The organism is Streptomyces lomondensis, from assembly GCF_014651035.1.
Classification (GTDB): domain Bacteria; phylum Actinomycetota; class Actinomycetes; order Streptomycetales; family Streptomycetaceae; genus Streptomyces; species Streptomyces lomondensis.
The window spans coordinates 221-735 of sequence record NZ_BMWC01000047.1; the positions used below are offsets into that span (position 1 = coordinate 221).

General features: G+C 59.2%; 1 protein-coding gene. It reads right to left on the reverse strand.

The features are described from left to right. Positions 1-252 precede the first annotated feature (252 nt). Positions 253-515 (reverse strand): hypothetical protein (locus tag IE255_RS40690; RefSeq protein ID WP_229906809.1); only part of this gene is annotated, 263 nt, incomplete at its 5' end.

Genomic DNA, 515 nt, shown 5'->3' on the forward strand with positions numbered 1-515 from the left:
GGGTGGATTAATCGATCTTGAAGGCACCTTAGACGAGGTCACTCGCTCCCTTGAGCGCCGGGTCCTCTCGGACACTAAATTGATTGGCGAGGGTGGACTAATTGACCTTGAGGGCACCTTAGACGAGGTCACCCGCTCCCTTGAGCGCCGTGAATTAGGAGGCCTCGACCTCTTGGGTACCGTGGGCTCGCTCACCAACGGTGTCCAAACCCTCCCGGTGCTCGGCAGCGTCGGCTCCATTCTTCCTGTCACTCAAGGCCTTACCTCCAAGCTTGGCTCATTGAACGGCGCCCACCAAGCCTCACCCTTGTCCACCTCCGGCTTATTGATTCCCCACTTGCTCAAACGTGACGCCGGCCTCGGATCTCTTCCATTGATCGGCTCTCTTCCTGGAGCCAGCAGCCTTTCTGCCATCCCCGGTTTGAGCAGCCTGCCCTCGATGCCGTCGCTCCCCGGTATGGAAAGCTTGCCATCGATCCCCGGAATGTCAAGCTTGCCATCGATCCCCGGCATGA